Source organism: Ammoniphilus soli (assembly GCF_040813775.1).
Window position 1 is genome coordinate 1 of sequence record NZ_JBEGDL010000182.1, and the last position, 519, is coordinate 519.

General features: G+C 49.5%; 1 pseudogene. It reads right to left on the minus strand.

The features are described 5' to 3' along the window. A pseudogene (locus ABLT31_RS38955) lies at window positions 1–519 on the minus strand (glycine/sarcosine/betaine reductase complex component C subunit beta); the annotation flags it as partial.

A 519-nucleotide genomic window follows, 5' to 3' on the forward strand; every position in this document is an offset into this window, starting at 1 on the left:
GGACGAGACCTGCAGCTACTACAACCGCGTGGGCCGGAGCGCAGCAGAAGGATTTAATATCCGATCCCGTTGCATTTTGGCATCCTGCCAGCTCAGCAATCGATTTGGCCATATTTCCGCCGCCGCGCTGATATCGATCGCCAACCGCTTCCTCATCGCAGCCAATGACATAATCCACCTGATCGGAAGTCACGCCAAATGCGCTTAGCGCGTGACGCATGGCTACGACACCGGAGGCTTTATTGCATAAGTTTTCTAAGATGATATCTCCCGTTAAGTTGTGATCCTCTTCATGTCCTGTCGCTACATAGCCAATCAGCTGCGTTTTATTGGCATGCAAGGGAACAGCCAAGCCTTGATCAATTTTTTCTTCGATGCTTGCCAGGCTCACCCCATTGCCTAAGCGTTCCATATCACTGGCCTTAATCAGGGGATGCTGTTCGAGCTTGAATTTAACCTCGGACAAAAATCCTTGCTCTAATTGTACAAGGTTAAATTCATCCGAGATTTTCAGCCAGC